The following is a 22,712-nucleotide window of genomic DNA, read 5'->3' on the forward strand; positions in this document are numbered from 1 at the left end:
AGCCAGGGGGTCGCCGGCGGAAGGGACGGGAACAGGACGAATGGCGGAGTACCGCATCGACGATCTCGCCCAGGCCGCCGGCACCACGACGCGCAATGTGCGCGCCTATCAGGAGAAGGGGCTGCTGCCCACGCCCACCCGCCGCAGCGGGCGCGCGCTCATCTACGACGACACCCACCTGGCCCGGCTGCGCATCATCGACGCGCTGCTGCAACGCGGGTTCACCATCGCCCACATCGCCGACTTCATCACCAGCTGGGAGACCGGCAAGGATCTCACCGAGATCCTCGGGTTGCAGAGCGCGGTCACCGACACCTGGGGCAAAGCCGAAGAGCCGTTGGCGATCCCGCGCGAACTGGTGGACACCTTCTTCGGCGACACCGAGGAGCACCAGGTCGACTCCGACCAGCTGGCCCGGCTCGAACAGCTCGGCATGGTGCGGCTGCGCGACGACACCGTCGAGCTCACCCGGCCCGAACTGCTCGGCATCTTCGCCGATCTCAGCTCCTACGGACTCCGGTTGCCCGAACTCATCGATCTGCACAGCGCCATCGCCGAGCGGCTCGAAGCCGTCGCCCGGCTCATGGTGGTGGCGGCCAAGGACCACATCGTGGCCGCGCACGGGCCCGGCTGGATGCCCGAGACCGACGCCGAGATCGCCGAGACCGCCGGGATGCTCAAGCATTTCCGCGAACTCGGGACCCGCTCGGCGCGCGACAGCCTCGACCAAGCCCTCGACAAGGTGCTGCAGGCCGAACTCGGCGAGTACCTGGAAGCGGCTGCCCGCCGCCACGCGAAGGAGTGATCAGCGCAGGGCGGCGCGGGCTCCGGCCGCCTCGAGCTTGATCCGGGCGGCCTCGGCGGCGTCCTTGTCGACCTTCTCCAGCACCGCCTTCGGCGCGGCCTCGACCAGGTCCTTGGCCTCCTTGAGACCCAGCCCCGGGATGATCTCCCGCATGGCCTTGATGACCTGAATCTTCTTGTCCCCGAAGGATTCCAGGACGAGATCGAATTCGTCCTGTTCGTCGGCCGCCTCCGCGGGAGCCGAATCCGCGGCGACTTGGACGGCCACCGGGGGCGCGGCGCTGACGCCGAACTCCTCCTCGAACGCCTTCAGGAACTCCGAAAGTTCCAGCAGCGTCATCCCTTTGAACACGTCGAGCAATTCGACGACGGTCATCTTGGCCATGATGTAACCCCTTGCAACGCTGACCAGGCGATACAAGTAATTCTAAGCGGAAGGAACCGCCAAGGTCATCAGATATTCGCGCTCCCCGCGTGTCAGCGGGCGTGGCGCGCCGTCGGCGATGGCGACCAGGGTGGAAGTCGCGTAGAGATAAAGGAATTCGCCGTCGCGCACCTCGTGCCGCAGGGTGAACGAGGTGGTGCCGAGCTTCTCCACCGCGGAGGTGACGGTCACCGGCGCGGCCCGGAAGACCAGCGGCATGCGGTAGCTCAGCCGCTGACCCGCCACCACCACGCGCCACGGACCGCCGTCGGAGTCGTAGCGGTCCAGCAGATCCGCGCGCGCCTCGTCGAGGTACTGGGCGAAGACCACATTGTTGAGATGCTGCTGCGCGTCCATATCGGTGCGGCGCAACTGGATGTCGTAGGTGTGCATCAGGCCCCCAGATCCTTCAGGAGCACGCGCTGGTCCTCGGGCAGCGCACGGGACCGCTGGGTCTCCTGGTCGAAGGCGACCATCGTGCACACCGCCGTCGAATACACCACGTCGTCGTCGCGGATCTCCTGCTCCAACACGAACGAGGAGGTGCCGACCCGGCTCACCCAGGTCTCGATCCGCACCGGATCGGGCCGGTACCGCAGCGGCGTCAGATAGTCGATATCCATCTGCGCGACCACGTTCGCCCCGCCGAACCCCTTCTTCCAGAACAGATCGATCCGGGATTCCTCGAGGTAGCGCAAATGCGCGGCATTGTGCACGTGCCCGTCGGCGTCCATATCGGACCACCGCAGCGGGCACTGGAAAAGGTGTCGGGCCACCCCGCATTCATATCAAGCGGGCGGGGCCGGCAACCTCGCGGCCATCGCCGCCATGGCCGAATCTGCAAGAGTCGTGTCGTTGACGCCGTCGCCCGCGGGTCGCAGGCTGAGGGCATGCGGGTGGTGCTGATCGTGGTGTTCGACGGGTTCCAGCTGACCGATCTGGCCGGCCCCGCGGACGTCTTCTCCGGCGCCGCCGCCCTGCTCGGCGACGGTGGCGGCTACCGGGTCGAACTGGCCGCGGCGCAGGCCGGTCCGGTGCGGTCCTCGTGCGGCATCGAGGTGACCGCGCGGCACGGGCTCGACACCTGGACCGGGCCGCTGGACCTGCTGCTGGTGGTCGGCGGGCTGGCCTTCTGGGCGGCGTCCGGCGACGCCGAACTGGTGGCGGGGATCCGCCGGGTGGCCGCGGTGGCCGACCGGGTGGGCTCGGTCTGCTCGGGCACCTTCCTGCTGGCCCGCGCCGGACTGCTGGACGGCCGCCGCGCCACCACGCACTGGGCGGGCGGTGAGCTCCTGGCCCAGCAGTTCCCGGCCATCACCACCGAACCCGACCGCATCTATGTGCGCGACGGCCCGATCTGGACCTCGGCCGGGGTGACCGCGGGCATCGACCTGGCCCTGGCCATCGTGGCCGCCGACCACGGACCCGAACTGGCCCGCGAGGTGGCGCGCTGGATGGTGGTGTACCTGCACCGGCCCGGCGGGCAGAGCCAGTTCAGCGCGCCGCTCACCGGCAACCCGCCCCGGCGCGATCCGCTGCGCGAACTCCAGGTGTGGATGGAGGAGCATCCGGCCGCGGACCTGTCGCTGCCCGCGCTGGCCCTGCGGGTCGGCATGAGCACGCGGCACTTCTCGCGCGTCTTCGCCGGCGAGACCGGGACCACGCCCGCCCGCTATGTGGAGCGAGTGCGGATCGCCGCCGCCCGGCGCCTGCTCGAGACCACCGACCAGCCCATGGACCGGGTCGCCGCCGCGGTCGGACTGGGCAGCCCCGAGACCCTGTACCGAATCTTCCACCGACACCTGGGCATTCCCCCGGGCGAGTACCGCGCCCGATTCAAGAACTCCGAAGGAGAGCGTGTCTCATGACATTCCAGATCGCCATCGTGCTCTATCCCGGCATGACCGTACTCGACGTGGTCGGACCCTACGAGGTGCTGCGCGGCATCCCCGACAGCGAGATCCGTTTCGTCGCCGGGGAAGTCGGCCCGGTGGTGGCCGACAGCGGGGTGCTGGCGCTGGGCGCGACCCACACCTTCGCCGAGACGCCCGCACCCGATCTGGTGCTCGTCGGCGGCGGGGAACAGGGCACCACCGGGGCCATGGCCGACCGGGAGCTCATCGACTGGCTGCGGGCGGTGCACCCGAAGACGCAGTGGACCACCTCGGTCTGCACCGGATCGCTGATCCTGGCCGCCGCCGACATCCTGCGTGGTCAGCCCGCCACCACCCACTGGCTCGGCCAGCCCGCGCTCGCGCCCTTCGGCGCCGAATCGCGTCCGCACGACCGCATCGTGCACAGCGGCAAGATCGTCACCGCCGCGGGCGTTTCCGCCGGCATCGACCTCGGGCTGTGGCTGGTCGGCCGGATCGCGGGGGAGGAGCGGGCGCAGATGACCCAGCTCTACATCGAGTACGACCCGCACCCGCCGTACGACACCGGCCACCCCGACAAGGCGAGCGCCGACCTGCTGCGCAAGACGCGCCTGCTCGCCACCAAACGCTCGGCCAAGCCGCGGGTACCGCTGGAGGTGGCCACCGCCCTCTGGCGTCTGACCCTCAACCGCATACGGGATCGGGCCGCCGCCACACGCTGAATTCCCGTACCGTCGGAAGGGTGACCGAGCTGCTCGGCGATCACTTCTTCGCCAATCCGCATGCGTACTACCGGCTTTGGCGCGAGGACGGGCCGGTGCTGCGGGTGCGGTTCGGGGACGGCGTGGAACGCTGGCTCGTCATCGGCTACGAGGAGGCCCGCGCCGCGCTCGCGGATCCGCGGCTGCGCAAGGACATCGACCTCCTCGAATCGGTGATCGCCCGCAAGCGCACCGGGCCCTGGGAAGGGCCCCGCACCCACGACGGGCTGCGGCACATGCTCAATGCCGACCCGCCCGACCACACCCGGTTGCGGCGGGCGGTCTCGCAGGCGTTCACCGCGCGGCGGGTGGCGGCGCTGCAACCGGTCATCGAGCGGACGGCGCGAGAACTGCTGGACGCCATGGCCGATCACGACGAGGTGGATCTGCTGCGGGCCTTCGCCGTGCCGCTGCCGGTCGCGATCATCTGCCACCTGCTGGATGTGGACATCGAGGACCAGGGCACCTTCCGGGAATGGACCAAGGCGCTGGTCGGCACCCTGGAACCCGGCGTGGACCCGGCCCGGGCGCACGGCGAGATGGTGGCCTTCCTGCGGAACCTGCTGCGGCGCAAGCGGGCCGAGCCGGGCGAGGACCTGCTCTCGGCGCTGGTCACCGACGCCGACGCCCGCCTCGACGAGGGCGAACTGATCGGGATGGCGCTGCTGCTCCTGGTCGCCGGGCACGAGACCACGGTGAACCTGATCGGCAACGGCATGCTGGCGCTGCTGCGCGACCGGCCCTGGCTGGACCGGCTGTGCGCGGCGCCGGAACTGATCCCCGCCGCCGTCGAGGAGTTCCTGCGCTTCGACGGGCCCGTCGACCTGGCCACCCTGCGGTTCACCGCCGAGCCGATCACGGTGGGCGACAGCGTCATTCCCGCGGGCGAGCTGGTGCTGGTGGCTCTGGCCGCGGGCAACCGGGACCCGCGCCACTTCACCGACCCGCACCGCCTGGACCCGCCGGCCGAGCACGTCGCGCACCTGGGCTTCGGTCACGGCGTCCACTACTGCGTCGGCGCGCCGTTGGCCCGGCTCGAGGCCCGGGTCGCGTTCACCCAGCTGCTGGACCGGTTCCCGGACATCGAACTGGCCGTGCGCGATTCGGAGCTGCGCTGGCATCCGAACCCGGTGATCCGCGGCCTGAAGCGACTGCCGGTGCGGCTGCGGAAGTGAATCCCGCGCTCGCGGGGTGGCTAGCTCAGCGTCTTCAACGCCGCGCCGTCGTACGGCTTCAGCTCGTCGAGCCGCCCCGCCAAGACCTTGGCCGCCCACTCCGGGTCCTGGAGCAGGGCTCGGCCGACGGCGACCAGATCGAATTCGTCACGCTCCAGCCGATCGAGCAGGTTGTCGAGGCTGCCGAGTTCGGCGCCCACACCGGCGAACGCGCGCAGGAACTCGCCGTCGAGGCCGACCGAACCGACGGTGATGGTTGTCTTGCCGGTGAGTTTCTTGGTCCAGCCGGCCAGGTTCAGGTCCGAGTCCTCGAATTCCGGCAGCCAGTAGCGGCGGGTGGAGGCATGGAAGGCGTCGACGCCGGCCGCGGCGAGCGGGGTCAGGATGGCTTCCAGCTCCTGCGGGGTCTCGGCGAGCCGCGCGTCGTAGGCGTCCTGCTTCCACTGCGAGTAGCGGAGGATGATCGGGAATTCGGGCGAGACGACCTCCCGGACCGCCGCCACGATCTCGGCCGCGAACTTGGTCCGGGCCACGGCATCGCCGCCGTAAGCGTCGGTGCGTCGGTTCGTGCGTGCCCACAGGAACTGGTCGAGCAGATAGCCGTGAGCGCCGTGCAGTTCGACGCCGTCGAAGCCGATGCGTTCGGCGGCCGCGGCGGCCTCGGCGAATGCGCCGATGACGTCGTCCAGATCTTGTCGGGTCATCGCGTTCCCGGCGCCCTCGGTGCCGTCGACGCGGATACCGGATGGGCCGACGGCGGGAGCCTCGGTGAAGGGTCCGTCACCCTGGTTGCGGACCATGCCGATGTGCCACAGCTGCGGCACGATCGTGCCGCCCGCGGCGTGCACGTCCGCGGCCACCTTCGCCCACCCGGCCAGCTGCTCCTCACCGTGGAAGCGCGGTACCCGATCGCTCTGACCGGCCGAATCGTGGCCGACATAGGTTCCTTCGGTGACGATCAGTCCGACGCCGGCGGCGGCGCGGCGGGCGTAATAGGAGCGCACATCGTCCCCGGGAACGCCGCCGGGGGAGAACATGCGCGTCATCGGCGCCATCACGATGCGGTTCGGAACGGTCAGCCCGTTCAGCGTGACGGGCCGAGACAGAACCTGAGCCGTGCGGGCGGCTTCGGACGCGGTGACGGTCACGGGACACTCCTCATGGTTACTTGCCAACCTAGATGGTTGAGAACTTCAAGCATTGTCGCCAACGCTAGTGGTGAATATTTGAGGTAGTCAAGTTTTTGTGGATAGGCTGATCCATATGGCAGAAGGTCCCCGCGTCGACACCACTCAGCTCATGGAGTTGCTCTCGGTGTCACTCGGCGCCTACTACGGAGACTTCACCCTCGCCGCGGCGAGCGAGAACCTCACCGCGATCCAGGGCAAGGCGCTGACCGTGCTGCGCCGCGGCCCGATCGCGATGCGCGCCCTGGCCGAGTACATGGCCTGCGACGCCTCCAACGTGACCGGCATCACCGACCGGCTCGAGAAGCGCGGTCTCGTCCGTCGCGAGGCCAGCGCATCGGACCGGCGCGTCACGAACCTCATCATCACCGTCGAGGGCGAGCGGGTCGCCGACGCCATCCGGGCGAAGATGCACACCACCCGGGAGGCCCTGGACAGCCTCGACGCCGAGGACCGGGACCGCTTGTACGCCTTGCTGAAACGGGTCTTCGTCGCCCGCCCCGCCGCTCGGCAGGAGTGACCTGCGCCGGCACGCGTGAGTGCTGAGACGGCACGGGTGAGCGCTGAGACGGCGCCGCCTCGGCGGAGGGACAGTGCCGTGTCAGCGATGAATTTCGGTCGGCCGCGAGGTCTATATCTCTGAACGGACGTTCGAATCATTCATCGAGTCAAAAGAGTTGATCTTTCATGACCGTATTCGCCATCTACGGGGCCACCGGTCACACCGGCCGCCTCGTCGCCGCCGATCTCATCGCACGGGGGAAGGACGTCGTGGTGTCCGGGCGCGATCCGGAAGCCCTGGCCGCCCTGGGGCATTCGCGGGTCATGCCCGCCGCGCTCGACGACCCGGCGGCGCTGCGGGCGCTGGCCGAGGCCGCCGACGTGATCATCCACTGCGCGGGGCCCTTCGCCGCCACCGGACTACCCGTGGCCACCGCCGCCGTCGAGGGAGGCTGCCACTACGTCGATCACGCGGTGGAGGTGCACCACGTGAAGCGGCTGTTCGACGACTTCACCGAACCCGCGCAGCGGGCCGGGATCACCATACTGCCGAGCGTGAGTTTCTATGGGGGACTGGGGGATCTGCTCGCCGGGGCCGTCGCGCGCTCGGCATCGGGCATCGACCGGATCACCGTGGCCTACCACGTCACCAACTGGATGATGACCCACGGCGCGGTGGAGACCGCGCGACTGCTGTTCGCCGACACCGACCGCATCGGCTACGAGGACGGGCAGCCTCGATACGGATTCGTGGAACCGCGGCAGGCGATCTTCGCGTTCCCGCCACCGGTGGGGCCGCGGCCCATGATCGCGCCGGTGCCGTTCCCCGAGGCCGTCACCGTGCCCCGGCACACCCGCACGAAAGCGGTTGAGGCGCAACTGACCGCGCACACCTTCGCCGAGGATCAGGCCTTCGCCAGCGAGCAGGTCGATCCGGCCGCCCGCGCCGACAGCCGATTCATGATCGCCGCCCAGGTGCTCGCGTCCAGTGGCTCGGTGTCCGGGACCCTGACCGGGCGGGACCTGTGGTCGGCGGCCGCGCTGGCCTCGGTGGAGGCGGCGGTGCGACTCACCGAGGGCGCCGTCAAGAGCGGAGTCGCCAGTCCCGCCGAGGCTTTCGAGGCCGCCGGCTTCCTGCGGGATCTCGCCGCGCGCGGGGCCTTCGAACTCCGGTTGCCGGAACAAGCGTGAGGAGCACGACCATGGAACCGATTCTCGTCACCGGCGCGGCCGGAGGCAGTCAGGGCGGCACCGGCCGTCGCGTCGCCGAGACCCTGGTACGCGCGGGTCTGCCGGTGCGCGCCTTCGTGCACCGCGACGACGGCCGCGCGGCCGAGCTGAAGGACCTGGGCGCGGAGGTGGTCACGGGCGATCTGCGCGAGATCGGCGCCGTGACACCCGCTCTCCAGGGCGTGCGCCGGGCGTACTTCACCTACCCGGTGACCGCCGGAATGCTCGACGCCACCGCGGTTCTCGCGGCCGTCGGGAAGCAGGCCGGGCTGGAGCGGGTGGTCGCCACCTCCCAGCTCGGCTCCGATCCGCAGGCGGGCACCCCGCACATGCGGCGGCACTGGGTGGCCGAACAGATCCTCGATAATGCCGCGATCGGCGCGGTGCACCTGCGGGCCGCGGTGTTCTTCGAGAACCTGCGGGTGGCCATCGGAGACCGGGGTGAACTGGCGCTGCCGCTCGGCTCGCCCGACACCGTCCTGCCGCTCATCGCGGGCGCGGACGTGGCGGGCGTCGGGGCCGGGTTGCTGCGCACCGAGGGCCCGGTGGATCCGGTGCTGTGGCTGGCCGGGGAGATCATGACCGTCGGCGAGGCCGCCGAAATACTCGGCGTCCCTTACCGGAACGTGGATCCGGCCGAATGGTCCGCATGGGCCATGACGGTGTACCGCGACGATGTGGCCGTGGAACACCTGACCCATCTGTGGACCATGTTCGCGGCCATCGGCTCCGGGCACGAGCTGTTCCGCGTCACCGAATCCATCGAGCGCTTCACCGGGCGGCCGCCGATCACCCTGCGGGAGTTCACCGCCGGGGCCTGAGGCCGGTCAGGCCAGCCAGCGTCCGTGCCGCAGCACCCGGCGCAGGCCCAGCTGGTCGTCGAGCACCACGGCGTCGGCGTACATGCCGGGACGCAGGTCGCCGACGTCGTCGAGACCCGCCGCGTCCGCGGGGGTCGAGGTGACGGCGGCGACCGCGTCGCGGAGCGGGATGCCGCAGTCGCGGACCGCCCAGCGCAGGCAGTGCAGCAGCGTCGCGGTGCCGCCCGCCAGCGAACCGCCCGGCACCCGGGCCACCCCGTCGGTGACGGTGACCGGGCGCGGTCCCAGCCGGTACTGGCCGTCGGGCATGCCCGCGGCCTGGGTGGCATCGGTGACCAGCACCACCCGGTCGGGGGCGGTGGCGAAAACGAGTGCGCCGAAACCGGGGTCGACGTGCACGCCGTCACCGATCACCTCCACGAACGCCTGCCGCTGAGCCGCCGCCACCAGGCCCGCCGCTACCGGGCCGGGCGCGCGGTGATGCAGCAGCGGCATGCCGTTGGCGAGATGGGTGACCAGGGTGCCGCAGCCCTGCGGGCTCAGCGCCGCCCGGAAGCGGGCGAAACTCGAATCACTGTGCCCGACCGCCACCACCACGCCGCTGTCGGCCAATTGTTTGGCGGCGGTGTCGAATCCGGGACGTTCGGGGGCCAGGGTCATGACCCGCAGCTGACCGTCGGCGGCATGCAGGAGACGGTCGATGAGCTCCGGGTCCGGATCGGTCAGATAGCCGAGATCGTGTGCGCCGCAGCGGGTCCGCGACAGAAAAGGGCCCTCGATGTGAACGCCCGCGATCACCCCGTTCGCGGCGAGCCGGCGCAGCATGGCCGCCTGCGCCACCATGGTGTCGGGAGCGGCGGTCACGATGCTGGCGAGCACACTGGTCGAGCCGCGCCGATGATGGAACGCCGCGGCCTCCTCGGCCTCGGCCGCGTCCTCGGTGTCGAAGCGATACCCGAAACCGCCGTGCGTGTGGATGTCCACCAGACCCGGCACCACCGTGCCCGCGTAGACCGGCGGCAATTCCCGGTGCGTGGTGGCCCATTCGGTGGCCGGCCGGACCGCGGCCACCCGCTCACCCCGCACGGTGATCACGCCGTCCTCGAGCACGCCCGCGCGGGTCACCACGCGGCCGCGCAGTTCCAGGCCGCGCCGCCCGCTCGCCAGACCCGTTGCCGCGTCAGCCATCACGCCACACCCATCAGCTCAGAATGACCGATCGCGGGACGGTGCGCGGGTGTTCGGTCCTGTCGATTTCCTGTTCAAACGAATCACATTCGGGCGGCCGCCGCGTTAGATTCGAGAGATACCAATAGTTCGTCCCGAAAATTGCTCTCTCAGCACCAATTTCGATTCAGCAGACGGCGAATTGAGGGGCGCCGTCTGCCCCTGCACCCACTGAATCGGGCGCCACCCGATTCAGCGGGGGCGCAGCACCACCAGGCCCGGGACCGTCGTCAGATACTGGGTCAGCGGAGTGTCGACGACCTGCTCGTTCGCGGCCAGCGAGGACGCGTTGCGGAACATCGGCCCATTCGGGGTGTCGATGAAAATACCCACGTGGGTGACGTCCAGGCCCGCGGCATCGGTGTACGCGCCCAGGAAATCGCCGGTGCGCAGATTGCCGATCACCGTATTGTCGACCGCCGCGGCCGGAACATAGGTGATGTCACGGTCCACCACCGGCAGGCCGGGAAGATAGTTGCCGCCATCGGCTTTCGCGTTCAGATGCTTGGTCACGGTGACCGCGGCGGGTGTGAGGCCGCGCGTGATATCGGTGGCGGCGATGCGGTTCACCGCCGCCCAATCGGTGAAGAAATGCTTGCGGCCGGCGAATTCCACCCGCGAATCCGCGTAGCGGGTGGCCACCAGGTTCTGCACGAACTGGGCGCGGTCGGCCGAACGGCTCAGCGCGTCCACGTAGTCGAGATAGGTGAAGCAGTCGACCCGCCGGAAGTCGACCACCAGCTGCTCGGCCCGGGTGGCCGAGCCGATCAGCATGTTCGCCCCGTAAGGGGTGCCGAGGAAGCGGCCGGACAGTTGCGCGATCGCGTCGGTCCGGGCGCCCGGGATCGAGTTGCGCAGCGCGAGCAGCTCGTCCAGCTGCCGGGAGGTGGACTCGTCCAGAGCCGGTTCGGCCGGCGCGGCCAGAGCCGGTTCGGCCGGCGCGGCCAGGGCCTGCGACGGCGGCAGCGCCAACGCCGAAACCAGCGTGACCAGCATCAGCAGTAGCCGGGTCAGTGTGCGCACGAGCCCTCCCTCGGAACGAGACTGCCCCCGACGCTACCCCAGCAGACCGCCCAGCAGGCCACCCTGCTGTCCGGCTTCCTGCCCGCCGCCGGTCCCGCCGATGAATCCGCCCGGCGGCAGCTCCGACGGCTGCACGATCACGAAACCGCGACCCGAGAACGAGAGCGTGAGGCCCTCACCGGTGCTGCGACCGATCAAGCGGGCGAAACCCATGGAGTCGTTGCGCTTGATCCCGGTCTGCAGACTCGACGACCAGGCCACCGCCGCCTGCGGGTCGGCATAGGTCGGCTGATCGACATTCAGCACCACCGGCTGACCGTGCGTGGTGATGGCGATCCGGCCGCGACCGGAGAACACGCAGTTGAAGAACCCGGCATTGCTGGCGAAACCGGCCGCGCCCTGCACCCGCTGGATGTTGTAGGACAGCGAGGAATCGAAGGCCAGCACGTTCGCGCCGTTGATGGTCAGCCCGTCGGTGCCGTCCAGATCCACGACGTGCACATCGGCGGCGGCATTGGCCAGGAACAGATCCCCGCGCCCCTGCACCTGCATGAGCGGCACGCCCTCACCGGTCAGCCGCTGCTGGATGGCCCGCCCGATCCCGCCGGACCCGAGCGCCTTGAATCGCAGATCACCCTGATAGGCCACCATCGACCCGGCCCGCGCCAGCGTCTCCCCGTCCACCGCGACGCGAATCATCTTGCCGCCCTGCTTCTGGATGCCGAAACCGCTGACCTCGGCGTGTTGCGGATTGAACAGCTCGCTCTGCACGGGCGGAACTCCTTGTGATGCGGGTGTATTCGGAACAGGGGCCGCGGGCGGATACGCGGGCGGTGAGAAGGCCTGCGGGGCAGCGGGCATCGGCTGCGGAGGCGGTGGCACCGGCTGCTGGTAGGGCTGCGGCGGCGCCGGCTGCTGATAGGACGGGGCGGGCACCGGCTGCTGGTGGGGCTGCGCGGGCATGGTGGGCGGCGGCATCTGCTGCGGCGCCGGGTTGGGCTGCGTCGGCAGGTAGCCCGCGGCCTGGGGCGACGCCGCGAAACTGGTCGGCGGGGGAGCCTGTGCGGGTTCCGGTTCGTCGTCGATATTGACGCCGAAGGCCGCGGCGAGACCCGCGAGCCCGTCGTCGTACCCCTGGCCGACGGCGCGCACCTTCCAGCCGTCCCCGCGCCGGTAGATCTCGACGCACACCACGGCGGCCTCGCTGGTCAGGCCGTTCATGGGGAATGTCAGTGTGCCCGCGTCGGATCCGATGGTGGCGGTCAGCGAGCCCGCCGCCCCGGCGAAGGTGGCGGGGCCGCTGCCGTCGAGGCTGGCGGTGATGGCGATCTTGTCCACGTCGGCGGGCAGCGCGGCGGTGATCACGTCGACCATGTCGCCCGCGCCGCGGCCGTGCCGGTACACCACGCCCGGACCCACCGGCTGGTTGAAGAAGATGAAGTCACCGTCGGATCTGACCCGTCCGTCCGCGCCCAGCAGCAGCGCGGACACATCCACTGCGACGGAACAGGTCACGGTGACCGTCATCCGGTCGGCGGGCGCGGGCCGGTTCTCGCCGCGCGCGAGGGCGGTCACCGGTGGCCTCCGCGGTGGGCGCAGACCCGTTCGGGCGATAGACGATTCACGGCTACCAGTGTGTCGAAACTTGGCCGCCAGGGCTATCCGGGGTTTCCCCGAGCTGGCGCGTCGCACGGTGTGGTGGCCGACGGGACGCCGCGGCGGCGGCGAGTCCTCACGCCCGGGGCGGTTCCTGACTCTCGTGCCGCTGCCGCCGGCGATAGTTGCGCATGGACACCTGGGAGCCGCAGCCGGGACTGCAGTACAGCCCTGCTCCATTGCGGGTGCGGTCGAAGAAACCGAAGTGGCACGGGGGGTTCCGGCACGCCTTGATGCGCCCCCAGTCGCTGCTCTGGGCGAAGGTCGTCACCGCGGCCAGGACGGTTCCGAACACCCCCTCCACCCCCGCCTGCGGCGATGCCAGTTCGACACCGCCGGCCGTCACCACCGTCGCCAGCGGGTAGAGCGAGCCCGCGCGCCGCAGGTGCCGCTCGGCATGTCGCAGCGGCTCACCCAGGCTCTCCTCATCACCCGAGTGCGCGAGCAGGACGGTCACCAGGGCATCGCGCAGTTCGCGCGCGGTCGCGGCATCGGCATCGGTCGCCACGGTGTCACCGCCGAACTCCTCGTACTCCGCCAGCCACGCCGCGAACGAGTCTCCGTCCCCGAACAATTCCCGCCGGCCGGACCCGTCAGCGCGCGTGTTCACGAACGTCAGCACGGTCTCCACCGCCGGTGTGACGGTGCGCGGACTGAGTCTGGGAGATCCGGCTGCCGCACTGCTCATGCTCTCACCCTACCTCAGGAGGAAGAGGCACTAACCCGTCTAACAGGCAACCTGGTGCGGAAAGCAGATTGACTTGTTGTGCTCTAACTCGTTACGGTCGCAACATGACGAATAGGCAGACCCACCCCCGAACTTGGCTCATCACCGGCGCGACATCCGGCATCGGCCGCGAACTGACGCTGCAGGCGCTCGAGAACGGCGACGTCGTCTCGGCGCTCGCCCGTGACACCGCCGCCCTGGATGAATTGGCCGAAACGCACGGCGAGCGATTGCTTCTCATCGCGGCGGACGTGCGTGATGAGCAGGCTGTGCGGGCGGCGGTGGAGCGCACGCTCGCACGGTTCGGCCGTATCGACGTGGTGGCCAACAACGCCGGCTACGGACTGTTCGGAGCTGTCGAGGAGGCCTCCGACGCGCAGATCCGAGCCGTGTTCGACACCAACGTCTTCGGGGTGCTCAATGTGCTTCGCGCGACGCTGCCGGTGCTGCGCGCACAGCGATCGGGGCACATCCTGCAGGGCTCGTCCATCTACGGGCAGTCCGCCCATCCGGGTGTGGGGCTGCTGGCCGCGACCAAGCACGCGGTCGAGGGATTGTCGGAGGCGCTGGTAGCCGAGGTCGCACCGCTCGGCATCACGGTCACGATCGTTCAGCCCGGGCTGACCGCGACACCCTTCCTGGCCAACCTCGATGTCGCGGACGGCCTGGCCGACTACGACCAGACCGTCCGCGAGGTTCGGAAAGGCATCGGAGAGTTGCCGGAATCCGCGTTCTCCTCCGCGGCGCGGATCGCCGCGGGCATCCGGACCGCGGTCGACAGCCCGAATCCTCCGCTGCGCCTGGCCCTCGGCGCCTCCGGCGCCACGGATATGCGCGCCGCGTTGGAGGCCCGCATCACGGACCTGGACGGCTGGCAGAGCGTGACCGTCGCCGTCGACAGGTAATCGCAGGTCCCCGGCGGCCTGATCTGCGCATGCCCGAGGTGCGTCGTCAGGCCGCGCGGTCGGTGCGCTCCGTGTGGTCCGGGTGCGGCAGGTCGGCTTCGTACTGGGCGCGGTGCAGCGCGCAGCGGTATTTCGGGCCCGGCTTGATGTAGGCGGGGTCCAGCCGCTGGGTGAAGCTGAGGTTGTCACGCCGCCAGCAATCGATGCACATCGGCTCGGTCATGGCGTCCTCCTCTGTCATCGCTTCCGCGAAGGGTATGCGGGAGAGGGATTCCCACTCACGGCCTGTTTCGGATATAGGTCCGGGCACTCTTGCGTAACGGATGCGGCCGGTTTGCCGACCGGTCGGTTGCTTAATGGGTGTCACGGGCGCGCCGCACGGACGCGATCAGGCATCCCGCGATCACCGCGTACACGACGACGTAACAGTTCAACAGGATCGGGGAGATCGGCCACGACGGCGGGAACAGGAACCAGCCGACCACCACCCAGGTGTCGGTCCAGTGGTAGGCCCACGCGCCGGTCGCCACATACACGGCGCCGGCCGCCGTCCACCAGCGCGGGTCCGACACGGCCCGATGCACCAGGTAGACGAACAGCGGCAGGAACCACACCCAGTGGTGATTCCAGGAGAACGGCGACACCACGCACGAGGTCAGGCCCGCGAGCGTGACGGTCAGCAGCTTCTCGCCGCGCCCATAGAGTTCCGCCGCGAGCAGCAGCCCACCGACCGCCACCGGCGCGGCCAGCAGCAGCCACAGCCATTGCGGCACTTGGCCACCCGTCAGGTGCGCGATCGTGCCGCGCAGGGACTGGTTGGCGGGCTGGGAATCCGGGGCGATCCGGTCGGACTGGAAGAAGGTGCGGGTCCAGTACTGCCGGGAATCCGAGGGCAGCACCGCCTCGGCGAGCCCGATCGTGAAGACGAAGGTCGCCGCGGCCATCACCGCCGCCGCCCACTGCCGCAGCACCACGAACTGCGCCACGAAATACAGCGGCACCAACTTGATCCCGGCGGCCAGCCCGACCCCGACACCGCGTATCCGGCTGTTCGGCGGGCGCGAGAAGTCCCACAGGATCAAGGCCATCAGCACCAGGTTGATCTGGCCGTAGTAGAGGGTGGTGCGCACCGGCTCCAGGAACATGCAGGTGGCCGTGAGCAGCGCGCTCAGCCCGGCCAGCTGCCAGGTCAGGCGGTAGCCGAGCACCCGCCAGCACAACAGGACGCACGCGTAGAGCACGCCAATGTTCAGTGCCAGCCAGGTATTCGTGACGTACGCCCACGGGATGGCCAGCATCGGCAGGAAACTCAGGGTGGAGAACGGGGTGTAGGTGAAGGACAGCCCGCGATGGGTGGTCTCGGTGTAGAGAGGATGCCCGTTGTAGATCTTCCAGGCGCCGTCGCGATAGACGTGCACATCGAAACCGCCGGCCAGGAAGCCCACCTGGTCCAGCCAGGGGTCGACGGTGGTGAAGATCAGGGCCAGGGACAGCGCCGCGCCACAGGCCAGCACCCACGCCGTCGTCCGATTCCACGGCCGCGGTGGCGCACCGGAATCACTCGCCACCGCTTGGTCTTTCGACTCGACCGCACCGTCTTCTGTTTCAGCACCGATCAACACCCAACCCACCTCAGATGTTCGATACCCCCTCCCGGATGGCCTGAACCCTACCGGCAGGGTTTGATGGTTTCGTCACACGACGGTCCCGCCCGGCGAACGCTGTCGTTTCCCCGCGCCCCAGTGGTTGAAGACCAGGTTCAGCACGAAGACCACGATCACCGCCGAGGTGATCGGGCTGCCCGCGATCATCTGGAAGTCGGTGGGGAACTGCTTGTAGATGTTCGGGGCGACCGCGGGCAGCAGCGCCACCGACAGGGTGACCGCGATGATGAGCATATTGCTGGTCCCCTCGAACTGGACCTTGTGCAGAATGCGCAGACCGACCGCGGTGACCATGGCGAACATGACGGTGGCCGCCCCGCCGACCACCGGACCCGGCAGGGCCGCGACCACGCTGCCCACCTTCGGCACCAGGCCCAGCGCGACCAGCATGCCGCCGCAGGCCGCCACCACCCAGCGGCTGCGCACCCCGGTCAGGCCGACCAGGCCGACGTTCTCGGCGAAGGCGGTGTCGGGAAAGGAGTTCATGAAGCCGGCCAGCACCGCGGAGAAGCCGTCGGCGGCCAGGCCGCGCGCCAGATCGGGCGGTTCGAGCTGCTTGTCGACCATCTCGGCGACGGCGACCATATCGGCGGTGGACTCGGTGAAGGTCACCAGCATGACCACGCACATGGAGATGATCGCGCCCAGATGGAACTCGGGCGCGCCGAAGATGAACGGCCGGGACACGGCGAACCAGCCCGCCGACCCCACCCCGGACATGTCCACCAGATGCATGGGCACCGCGACCAGCGTGCCGATCGCGACACTGAGCAGCACCGCCAGCTGACTGATCAGACCGCGGCCGAACCGGTGGATCACCACGATCAGCGCGATCACCAGCCCGGCCAGCGCGATGTGCGAGATCTGGCCGTAGTCGGCGGCTTTCGGGTCGTCCCCGGCGATCAGCCCGGCATCCGCGCCGATCAGCGACAACCCGATCACGCAGATCACACAGCCCGACACCAGCGGCGGAAAGAAGCGCACCACCATGGCGAAGAAGCGGGCGATGATCAAACCGAACACGCCCGACACCAGGATCGCGCCGTACACGGTCGGCAGCCCGGCCTCGCCGCCACCGAACTCCTGCGCGATCAGGATCATGGGCGAGACCACGGTGAAGGTCGCGCCCGCGACCACCGGCAGCCGCACACCCAGGATGCGGCCGATGCCGACCGCCTGAATGATGGTGACGATGCCCGAGACGAGCAGATCGGCGTTGACCAGCAGGGCGATGGTGTGGGCGGGCAGCTTCAGCGCCCCGCCGACGAGCAGCGGCACCGCGACCGCGCCCGCGTACATGATCGCCAGATGTTGCAGGCCCAGCAGGAACAGCTTGGGTGGCGGTGGTATCTCGTCGACCGGGTGACGGGCCTTGACGAGTCCGGTGGCGGCATCGATTTCGGATTTACGGGAGGGGCGCACTTTTGCGAGAAAGCGCATTTGCATGACAAGCCTCCTGGAACACGTGGATCACCGGCCGGGGGAGGCCGCGACCACGAACCGAATGATGGCGCAGGAAATACCGGGTCCGCAGCGGATTGTTCGATTGTCCAGCCGGTTCGGCGTGGCTCCCGGCCGCCTTCGTATTTTCCTACAGAATCACACGATCAGTGGCGTCCCGTGTTGACCGAATATCCCGCCGGACGTAGGTTCAGGCCACATAACCCGTGGTCACAGACAGGAGGCGAGCGGATGTCCACCAACTCCGATCTGCGTCGCCTGGCTCATCGCACGGTGTGGGTGCCCGGGCGCGTCGCCCACGGCTGCTGAGCCGTCTTTCTCGACGAGCGGAATTGATCCGCCGACACTGGATAGTGCACTCCACGACGAAAGCGGCCGGCAATGGCAATTTTCATGACGGTGAACGGAAAATCGACACCGATTTCTCCCGCGGCGACGCACACCACCCTGCTGGACTTTCTCCGGGAGCACGGACTCACCGGATGCAAGGAAGGCTGTGCGGAGGGTGAATGCGGCGCGTGCTCGGTCCTGGTGGCCCGGCCGGGCCGGATCGAGCCGACCGAATGGGTGGCGGTCAACGCCTGCCTGACCCCGGCCGTCGCGCTGGAGGGGCAGGAGGTCGTCACCGCGGAGGGGCTGGGCACCGCGGCCGCGCCGCATCCGGTGCAGCGGGAGCTGGCGGTGCGCGGCGGCTCGCAATGCGGTTACTGCACACCGGGATTCGTGTGCAGCATGGCCGCCGAGTACTACCGGCCGGATCGGACGGCCACCGACGAGGTGTGCGCGCACGGCGAGTCCGGGCCCAATGGCTTCGATCTGCACGCGCTGAGCGGGAACCTGTGCCGCTGCACCGGCTACCGGCCGATCCGCGACGCCGCCTACGCGGTCGGCGCACCGGCCGGTGATGACGCCCTGGCCCGGCGGCGGGAAGCCGGCGCGCCGGAACCGGCGGCGACCGACTTCAGTTCTGATGGGCGGCGATTCGTGCGGCCCGCGTCCCTGGCCCAAGCGCTGCGGCTGCTGCGCGACCATCCGGCCGCCACCGTGCTCGCGGGCAATACCGACCTGGGGGTGGAGGCGAATATCCGTGGGTGGCGGGCGGATTACACGCTGGCCGTCGACCGGCTCCCCGAACTGCGGGAGCTGGTGATCGGCGCGGACCGGATCGAGCTCGGCGCGGCGCTGACCCTCACCGAGCTCGAACGCGGGCTCGCCGGACGGGTGCCGCTGCTGTCGGAGTTGTTCCCGCAGTTCGCGTCCCGTCTCATCCGCAACGCCGCCACCCTGGGCGGCAACCTCGGCACCGGATCGCCGATCGGCGACGCGCCGCCGGTCCTGCTGGCCCTGGAAGCCTCGGTGGTGCTCGCGGATGCCGAGGGGGAGCGGGAGGTCGCGCTGGCCGACTACTTCACCGGCTACCGGAGTTCCGTGCGGCGGCCCGGGGAGCTCATCCGTTCCGTGCGTGTCCCGCTGCCGCTCGCGCCGGTGGCCGCCTTCCACAAGATCGCCAAGCGCCGGTTCGACGATATCTCCAGTGTGGCAGTGGCTTTCGCGCTCGATATCGACGACGGTATGGTGCGCCGGGCCCGCATCGGGCTGGGCGGCGTGGCCGCGACACCCGTGCGCGCCTACGCGACCGAGGCGGCCCTCGAAGGGCTGCCCTGGACGGAGGCCGCCATCGCCGCGGCCGCGGACATCCTGCGCGGCGAAGGCACACCGCTCGACGATCACCGCGCCAGCGCGCGATATCGCAGCGCCATGCTGGGCGAGAGCCTGCGAAAACTGTTCGCCGACACCACCGAGGGGGTGCTGTCATGAGTCACCTGTCGCAACGACCGGACAACCCGGTGGTGGGGATCGCGCTCCCGCACGAGAGCGCCGCGTTGCACGTCACCGGGACCGCGCTCTACACCGACGACCTGGTGTACCGCACCAAGGACGTGCTGCACGCGTACCCGGTGCAGGTCCCGCACGCGCACGCGCGGATCACCGCCCTGCGCACCGAGCCCGCGCTGCGAGTGCCCGGTGTGGTGCGGGTGCTCACCGCCGCCGACGTGCCCGGCGTCAACGACGCGGGCGTCAAGCACGACGAGCCCCTGTTCCCCGACGAGGTCTGCTTCCACGGGCACGCCGTGTGCTGGGTGCTGGGGGAGTCCTTGGAGGCCGCGCGGCTGGGGGCTGCCGCGGTGGAGGTCGACGTCGAACCGCTGCCGTCGATCATCACCATCGCGGAGGCCGAGGCTGCCGGGAGCTTCCAGGGCGTGCAGCCCGAAGTCCGGTGTGGCGACCTGGAATCCGGTTTCGCCGCCTCGGCGCACATCTTCTCCGGGGAGCTCACGTTCTCCGACCAGGAACACTTCTACCTCGAAACCCATGCCGCCCTGGCGCAGGTCGACGAGGCCGGGCAGGTGTTCGTGCAGTCGAGCACCCAGCATCCCTCCGAGACCCAGGAGATCGTGGCCCACGTGCTCGGGCTGCACAATCACGAGGTGACCGTCCAATGCCTGCGCATGGGCGGCGGATTCGGCGGCAAGGAGATGCAGCCGCACGGCTTCGCGGCCATCGCCGCGCTCGGCGCGACCCTCACCGGACGCCCGGTCCGGGTGCGGCTCAACCGGACCCAGGATCTGACCATGTCCGGCAAGCGGCACGGCTTCCACGCGCGCTGGCGGGCCGGGTTCGACGCCGACGGGCGCGTGCTGGCCCTCGACGCCACGCTGACCTCGGACGGCGGCTGGAGCCTGGACCTGTCGCAGCCGGTCCTGGCTCGCGCGCTGTGCCACGTCGACAATCTGTACTCGATTCCCAACGCGCGCTTCCGCGGTCGCATCGCCAAGACCAACAAGCCGTCCAATACCGCCTTCCGCGGGTTCGGCGGCCCGCAGGGCATGCTGGTCATGGAGGACCTGCTCGGGCGGTGCGCGCCGTTGCTCGGCCTGGATCCACGAGAACTGCGCCGCCGCAACTTCTATCGTCCCGGGCAGTCCACGCCCTACGGACAGGAGGTGCGGCACGCCGAGCGCATCACCGAGACCTGGGATCAGGTGCTGGCCAACGGTGAGGTCGACTCCCGCACACGGGAGATCGCGGCCTTCAACGCGTCGCATCGGCACGTGAAGCGCGGCCTGGCGGTCACCGGCGTCAAGTTCGGCATCTCCTTCAACATGACGGCCTTCAACCAGGCCGGGGCGCTGGTGCTGATCTACAAGGACGGGTCGGTGCTGATCAACCACGGCGGCACCGAGATGGGGCAGGGCCTGCACACCAAGATGCTGCAGGTGGCCGCCACCACGCTGGGCATCCCGCTGGACAAGGTGCGGCTGGCGCCGACGCGAACGGACAAGGTGCCCAACACCTCCGCGACGGCCGCCAGTTCCGGCGCCGACCTCAACGGCGCGGCGGTGAAGAACGCCTGCGAGCAGCTGCTGGAGCGGCTGACCCGGGTGGCGGCGACGCGGCTGGGCGTCAACGCCTCCGATGTCCGCATCGCCGACGGCGTCGCCCGCGCCCTCGGAGCCGGTATCGAGGCGGTCCCGTGGGACGACCTGGTGCGCACCGCCTACCTGCAGCGGGTCCAGTTGTCGGCGGCCGGTTTCTATCGCACCGAGGGCCTGCACTGGGACGCCGAGACCATGCACGGGTCGCCGTTCAAGTACTTCGCCTACGGGGCCGCGGCCACCGAGGTGGAGGTGGACGGGTTCACCGGCGCGTACCGGGTCCGCCGGGTCGACATCGTCCACGACGTCGGCGACAGCTTGTCCCCGCTAGTCGACATCGGCCAGATCGAGGGCGGTTTCGTGCAGGGCGCGGGCTGGCTGACCCTCGAGGACATCCGCTGGGACACCGGCGACGGACCCGACCGCGGCCGGCTGCTGACCCAGGCCGCCAGCACCTACAAGCTGCCGAGCTTCTCGGAGATGCCCGAGGAGTTCAATGTCAGCCTGCTGGCCCACGCGCACGAGGAGGGCGTGGTGTACGGGTCCAAGGCGGTGGGGGAGCCGCCGCTCATGCTGGCGTTCTCGGTGCGCGAGGCGCTGCGGCAGGCGGCCGCCGCCTTCGGGCCGGAGGGCGTGAGCGTGGAACTCGCGGCCCCCGCCACCCCGGAGGCCGTGTACTGGGCACTCGACGCCGCCCGTAGCATCGGCGAATCCGGCGTGGAGACAGGCGAATTCGCCGCCGAGGAAAGTGTGCCCGCCGGTGCCTGACCTGACCTGGGTGACGGCCGTCGCGCGTCTGCGCGAACGCCGGGAACCCGGTGTGCTGGTCACCGTGGCGACGGTGCGCGGCCACGCGCCCCGCCGCGCGGGCGCGAAAATGGTGGTGGGGCAGAGCGATACCTGGGGTTCGATCGGCGGCGGCAATGTCGAGGCCGTCGCCGTCGAACGCGCCCGTGAGCTGATCGCCCACCTGCCCACGGAACCCGAACTGATGGACTTCGCCCTCAACGACAAGGTCGTCAACCAGCACGGCGTGCAGTGTTGCGGCGGCACGGTCACCGTCCTGCTCGAACCGCTGCCGGTACCCCCGGCCGTCGCGATCTTCGGGGTCGGCCACGTGGGGCTGGAACTGGCCCGCATCCTGGCCCGCCACGAACTGGATCTGCATCTGATCGATACCCGGCCGGACATGCTCGCCGCCGGGCGGCTCGCGGCCCTGGACGACGCCATCGCCGTGATCCACACCCACCACGTCGCATTGCTGCCCGAGGAGGTGCTGGGCCAGCTGCCGCCCGGTACGCACATCCTGATCATGACCCACGACCACGCGGAGGACGTCGCGCTCTGTGACGCCGCCCTGCGCACCGACGGGCTGGGCACCATCGGGCTGATCGGATCCCCGGCCAAATGGGCGCGCTTCACCAAGCGGCTCACCGCCGAGGGTGGTCACCCGCCGGAAGCGTTGGCGCGCATCAAGACTCCGATCGGGCTGGCCGCCATCACCGGCAAGGAGCCCGCGGTCATCGCCGTCAGTGTGGCGGCGGATCTGTTGCGCGCCTTCGAATCCGGCGCGATGAACTGACCCCGGAGGCGGTCGCCGGCGGGCGCGCGGATCTCCCGGGCCGGTGTCCATCGACCAGCAGCGTGTGCAGGCCGCCGCGGGTGCCCCGCCCGCCGCGACCGCGGGGACCCACCGGATCGGCCAGTGTGAATCCCGCCGTCACCAGCGGCCGCACCTGCACCCGACGCTGATGGGACTGCTCCTCGGCCGAACACAGCAAGCGCGATCCCCAGGGTGAGGGGCCCAGGGCGGTGGTGTCGTCATCGGGCGTTCT

The 22,712-nt window shown here is 69.8% G+C and carries 22 protein-coding genes; 11 read left to right on the top strand and 11 right to left on the bottom strand.

Annotated features, from left to right (window positions below; translation table 11 throughout):
* Positions 1–40 precede the first annotated feature (40 nt).
* A complete protein-coding gene (locus ACQPYY_RS06780; RefSeq protein ID WP_433593109.1) occupies positions 41–805 on the top strand; it encodes a MerR family transcriptional regulator in 765 nt (254 codons plus the stop codon).
* Here ACQPYY_RS06780 and rplL read toward each other — a convergent pair whose 3' ends face one another.
* Genes rplL through ACQPYY_RS06795 form a run of 3 tightly spaced genes read right to left on the bottom strand, consistent with a single transcriptional unit; the run spans position 806 to position 2,004 of the window.
* Positions 806–1,189, bottom strand: a complete 384-nt coding sequence (gene rplL / locus ACQPYY_RS06785) for a 50S ribosomal protein L7/L12 (RefSeq protein WP_379100612.1) — start codon at positions 1,187–1,189, stop codon at positions 806–808.
* A gap of 42 nt (positions 1,190–1,231) precedes the next feature.
* Entirely contained in the window at positions 1,232–1,621 is a 390-nt protein-coding gene (locus ACQPYY_RS06790) for an acyl-CoA thioesterase (RefSeq protein ID WP_379100614.1), read from the bottom strand.
* Positions 1,621–2,004 carry an acyl-CoA thioesterase gene (locus ACQPYY_RS06795; protein WP_379100616.1) on the bottom strand — a complete coding sequence of 128 codons (384 nt, stop codon included), beginning with the start codon at positions 2,002–2,004 and terminating at the stop codon, positions 1,621–1,623. Before ACQPYY_RS06795 ends, ACQPYY_RS06790 begins: the two co-directional genes overlap by 1 nt.
* Positions 2,005–2,118: 114 nt before the next feature.
* On the opposite strand from ACQPYY_RS06795, the gene ACQPYY_RS06800 reads away from it, so the two are divergent.
* From ACQPYY_RS06800 to ACQPYY_RS06810, 3 genes are read left to right on the top strand one after another with little or no spacing between them, the layout of a single operon-like run.
* Positions 2,119–3,096, top strand: coding sequence for a GlxA family transcriptional regulator (locus ACQPYY_RS06800; protein ID WP_379100618.1), 978 nt, complete (start codon positions 2,119–2,121; stop codon positions 3,094–3,096).
* Positions 3,093–3,824, top strand: coding sequence for a DJ-1/PfpI family protein (locus ACQPYY_RS06805; RefSeq protein WP_433593110.1), 732 nt, complete (start codon positions 3,093–3,095; stop codon positions 3,822–3,824). Before ACQPYY_RS06800 ends, ACQPYY_RS06805 begins: the two co-directional genes overlap by 4 nt.
* Positions 3,825–3,844: 20 nt before the next feature.
* The gene (locus ACQPYY_RS06810) at positions 3,845–5,038 is read left to right on the top strand and encodes a cytochrome P450 family protein (RefSeq protein ID WP_433593111.1); all 1,194 of its coding nucleotides are present in this window, start codon (positions 3,845–3,847) and stop codon (positions 5,036–5,038) included.
* A 20-nt stretch (positions 5,039–5,058) separates the two neighbouring features.
* Here ACQPYY_RS06810 and ACQPYY_RS06815 read toward each other — a convergent pair whose 3' ends face one another.
* Positions 5,059–6,186: an NADH:flavin oxidoreductase gene (locus ACQPYY_RS06815; protein WP_433593112.1), complete on the bottom strand. Its 1,128-nt coding sequence runs from the start codon at positions 6,184–6,186 to the stop codon at positions 5,059–5,061.
* Between the two features lie 115 nt (positions 6,187–6,301).
* On the opposite strand from ACQPYY_RS06815, the gene ACQPYY_RS06820 reads away from it, so the two are divergent.
* From ACQPYY_RS06820 to ACQPYY_RS06830, 3 genes are all read left to right on the top strand, one after another.
* Positions 6,302–6,745 carry a MarR family winged helix-turn-helix transcriptional regulator gene (locus tag ACQPYY_RS06820; RefSeq protein ID WP_433593113.1) on the top strand — a complete coding sequence of 148 codons (444 nt, stop codon included), beginning with the start codon at positions 6,302–6,304 and terminating at the stop codon, positions 6,743–6,745.
* A 167-nt stretch (positions 6,746–6,912) separates the two neighbouring features.
* Positions 6,913–7,917, top strand: coding sequence for a saccharopine dehydrogenase NADP-binding domain-containing protein (locus ACQPYY_RS06825; RefSeq protein WP_433593114.1), 1,005 nt, complete (start codon positions 6,913–6,915; stop codon positions 7,915–7,917).
* A gap of 11 nt (positions 7,918–7,928) precedes the next feature.
* Positions 7,929–8,777, top strand: coding sequence for an NAD(P)H-binding protein (locus ACQPYY_RS06830; protein ID WP_433593115.1), 849 nt, complete (start codon positions 7,929–7,931; stop codon positions 8,775–8,777).
* Positions 8,778–8,783: 6 nt separating this feature from the next.
* Here ACQPYY_RS06830 and ACQPYY_RS06835 read toward each other — a convergent pair whose 3' ends face one another.
* The 4 genes from ACQPYY_RS06835 to ACQPYY_RS06850 all read right to left on the bottom strand — a co-directional run bounded on the left by ACQPYY_RS06835 (position 8,784) and on the right by ACQPYY_RS06850 (position 13,371).
* Entirely contained in the window at positions 8,784–9,965 is a 1,182-nt protein-coding gene (locus ACQPYY_RS06835; RefSeq protein ID WP_433593116.1) for an N-acetylglucosamine-6-phosphate deacetylase, read from the bottom strand.
* A 231-nt stretch (positions 9,966–10,196) separates the two neighbouring features.
* A complete protein-coding gene (locus ACQPYY_RS06840; protein ID WP_433594588.1) occupies positions 10,197–11,000 on the bottom strand; it encodes a DUF1460 domain-containing protein in 804 nt (267 codons plus the stop codon).
* Positions 11,001–11,060: 60 nt separating this feature from the next.
* Complete coding sequence (locus ACQPYY_RS06845) at positions 11,061–12,554, bottom strand: AIM24 family protein (RefSeq protein ID WP_433594589.1); 1,494 nt, start codon at positions 12,552–12,554, stop codon at positions 11,061–11,063.
* Between the two features lie 205 nt (positions 12,555–12,759).
* Entirely contained in the window at positions 12,760–13,371 is a 612-nt protein-coding gene (locus ACQPYY_RS06850) for a CGNR zinc finger domain-containing protein (protein ID WP_433593117.1), read from the bottom strand.
* A gap of 104 nt (positions 13,372–13,475) precedes the next feature.
* Between ACQPYY_RS06850 and ACQPYY_RS06855 the strand changes: the two genes are divergently transcribed.
* A complete protein-coding gene (locus tag ACQPYY_RS06855; RefSeq protein WP_379100673.1) occupies positions 13,476–14,315 on the top strand; it encodes an SDR family NAD(P)-dependent oxidoreductase in 840 nt (279 codons plus the stop codon).
* Between the two features lie 46 nt (positions 14,316–14,361).
* Here the strand turns inward: ACQPYY_RS06855 and ACQPYY_RS06860 are convergent, their stop codons facing one another.
* The 3 genes from ACQPYY_RS06860 to ACQPYY_RS06870 form a co-directional block, all read right to left on the bottom strand.
* On the bottom strand, positions 14,362–14,538 hold the full coding sequence (locus ACQPYY_RS06860; protein ID WP_357287990.1) for a hypothetical protein: 177 nt from the start codon (positions 14,536–14,538) through the stop codon (positions 14,362–14,364).
* Positions 14,539–14,668: 130 nt separating this feature from the next.
* On the bottom strand, positions 14,669–15,883 hold the full coding sequence (locus ACQPYY_RS06865; RefSeq protein WP_433593118.1) for a glycosyltransferase 87 family protein: 1,215 nt from the start codon (positions 15,881–15,883) through the stop codon (positions 14,669–14,671).
* A gap of 126 nt (positions 15,884–16,009) precedes the next feature.
* Positions 16,010–17,425: a nucleobase:cation symporter-2 family protein gene (locus ACQPYY_RS06870; protein ID WP_433593119.1), complete on the bottom strand. Its 1,416-nt coding sequence runs from the start codon at positions 17,423–17,425 to the stop codon at positions 16,010–16,012.
* A 408-nt stretch (positions 17,426–17,833) separates the two neighbouring features.
* Here ACQPYY_RS06870 and ACQPYY_RS06875 point away from each other — a divergent pair, with 408 nt between their 5' ends.
* Genes ACQPYY_RS06875 through xdhC form a run of 3 tightly spaced genes read left to right on the top strand, consistent with a single transcriptional unit; the run spans position 17,834 to position 22,459 of the window.
* A complete protein-coding gene (locus ACQPYY_RS06875; RefSeq protein ID WP_433593120.1) occupies positions 17,834–19,258 on the top strand; it encodes a xanthine dehydrogenase small subunit in 1,425 nt (474 codons plus the stop codon).
* Positions 19,255–21,645, top strand: a complete 2,391-nt coding sequence (gene xdhB, locus ACQPYY_RS06880) for a xanthine dehydrogenase molybdopterin binding subunit (protein WP_433593121.1) — start codon at positions 19,255–19,257, stop codon at positions 21,643–21,645. Before ACQPYY_RS06875 ends, xdhB begins: the two co-directional genes overlap by 4 nt.
* Positions 21,638–22,459, top strand: coding sequence for a xanthine dehydrogenase accessory protein XdhC (gene xdhC, locus ACQPYY_RS06885; RefSeq protein ID WP_433593122.1), 822 nt, complete (start codon positions 21,638–21,640; stop codon positions 22,457–22,459). Before xdhB ends, xdhC begins: the two co-directional genes overlap by 8 nt.
* Positions 22,460–22,712: the final 253 nt, after the last annotated feature.

Source organism: Nocardia sp. CA-145437 (genome assembly GCF_050956485.1).
Lineage (GTDB): Bacteria > Actinomycetota > Actinomycetes > Mycobacteriales > Mycobacteriaceae > Nocardia.

Excerpts from the sequence above, each read along its gene's own strand:
- ACQPYY_RS06870 (WP_433593119.1), bottom strand. The coding sequence starts at position 17,425 with ATGCAAATGCGCTTTCTCGCAAAAGTGCGCCCCTCCCGTAAATCCGAA.
- ACQPYY_RS06830 (WP_433593115.1), top strand. The coding sequence starts at position 7,929 with ATGGAACCGATTCTCGTCACCGGCGCGGCCGGAGGCAGTCAGGGCGGC.
- ACQPYY_RS06875 (WP_433593120.1), top strand. The coding sequence starts at position 17,834 with ATGACGGTGAACGGAAAATCGACACCGATTTCTCCCGCGGCGACGCAC.
- ACQPYY_RS06805 (WP_433593110.1), top strand. The coding sequence starts at position 3,093 with ATGACATTCCAGATCGCCATCGTGCTCTATCCCGGCATGACCGTACTC.
- ACQPYY_RS06845 (WP_433594589.1), bottom strand. The coding sequence starts at position 12,554 with ATGACGGTCACCGTGACCTGTTCCGTCGCAGTGGATGTGTCCGCGCTG.
- ACQPYY_RS06790 (WP_379100614.1), bottom strand. The coding sequence starts at position 1,621 with ATGCACACCTACGACATCCAGTTGCGCCGCACCGATATGGACGCGCAG.
- ACQPYY_RS06835 (WP_433593116.1), bottom strand. The coding sequence starts at position 9,965 with ATGGCTGACGCGGCAACGGGTCTGGCGAGCGGGCGGCGCGGCCTGGAA.
- rplL (WP_379100612.1), bottom strand. The coding sequence starts at position 1,189 with ATGGCCAAGATGACCGTCGTCGAATTGCTCGACGTGTTCAAAGGGATG.
- ACQPYY_RS06800 (WP_379100618.1), top strand. The coding sequence starts at position 2,119 with ATGCGGGTGGTGCTGATCGTGGTGTTCGACGGGTTCCAGCTGACCGAT.
- ACQPYY_RS06780 (WP_433593109.1), top strand. The coding sequence starts at position 41 with ATGGCGGAGTACCGCATCGACGATCTCGCCCAGGCCGCCGGCACCACG.
- ACQPYY_RS06855 (WP_379100673.1), top strand. The coding sequence starts at position 13,476 with ATGACGAATAGGCAGACCCACCCCCGAACTTGGCTCATCACCGGCGCG.
- ACQPYY_RS06820 (WP_433593113.1), top strand. The coding sequence starts at position 6,302 with ATGGCAGAAGGTCCCCGCGTCGACACCACTCAGCTCATGGAGTTGCTC.
- ACQPYY_RS06850 (WP_433593117.1), bottom strand. The coding sequence starts at position 13,371 with ATGAGCAGTGCGGCAGCCGGATCTCCCAGACTCAGTCCGCGCACCGTC.
- ACQPYY_RS06860 (WP_357287990.1), bottom strand. The coding sequence starts at position 14,538 with ATGACCGAGCCGATGTGCATCGATTGCTGGCGGCGTGACAACCTCAGC.
- xdhB (WP_433593121.1), top strand. The coding sequence starts at position 19,255 with ATGAGTCACCTGTCGCAACGACCGGACAACCCGGTGGTGGGGATCGCG.
- ACQPYY_RS06825 (WP_433593114.1), top strand. The coding sequence starts at position 6,913 with ATGACCGTATTCGCCATCTACGGGGCCACCGGTCACACCGGCCGCCTC.
- ACQPYY_RS06840 (WP_433594588.1), bottom strand. The coding sequence starts at position 11,000 with ATGCTGGTCACGCTGGTTTCGGCGTTGGCGCTGCCGCCGTCGCAGGCC.